2 protein-coding genes are annotated in these 463 nt (G+C 62.2%); both read right to left on the bottom strand.

Going from position 1 to position 463, the window contains the following annotated elements:
• On the bottom strand, positions 1 to 182 hold a 182-nt coding region (locus MPC4_RS21030), incomplete at its 3' end, for a hypothetical protein (protein WP_210253696.1).
• A gap of 15 nt (positions 183 to 197) precedes the next feature.
• On the bottom strand, positions 198 to 463 hold a 266-nt coding region (locus MPC4_RS20080), incomplete at its 5' end, for a hypothetical protein (RefSeq protein ID WP_174514102.1).

Below are 463 nucleotides of genomic sequence, written 5' to 3'. Positions count from 1 at the left end.
GTGTAGTCGCCGGGGGAATCCGTGGGGGCGTCGTCGTGCAGGCTCAAGGCGCGGTCCGTAGCGTGGGTGGTGGTCGGTGCGGGCTCCATGATGGCGCAAAAGGCGTGACCCGCGGCGCCGCGCAGGTACGTCCATCCACTGCCTAAAAAATCAGCATTGCAACAAATCTGTAATGAATCCAAGGGTTTACCCGCGCCCTACAGCGCAAGCCACGGCTTATCCACAGAGTTGTCCAGTGCGTGCGGGGATAACGCGCCGCCCTGCCGGGCCGGAAGGCGGATGACATAATCGACGGAGTCTCCTTCCGTACCTTCTCCATGCCATTCGTCATCAGCATCGCGCAATTCAACTTCATCGTCGGCGATGTCGAAGGCAATGCCCGCAGGATCGTCGATGCCGCGCGCGATGCCCATGCCCAGGGCGCGGACCTGCTGCTGACACCTGAACTGGCGCTGTGCGGTTA

Origin of the sequence: Methylocella tundrae (assembly GCF_901905185.1) — a bacterium.
Lineage (GTDB): Bacteria > Pseudomonadota > Alphaproteobacteria > Rhizobiales > Beijerinckiaceae > Methylocapsa > Methylocapsa tundrae.
Note: the sequence above shows the minus strand (reverse complement) of the source record. Positions and strands in the feature narration are given on the sequence as shown.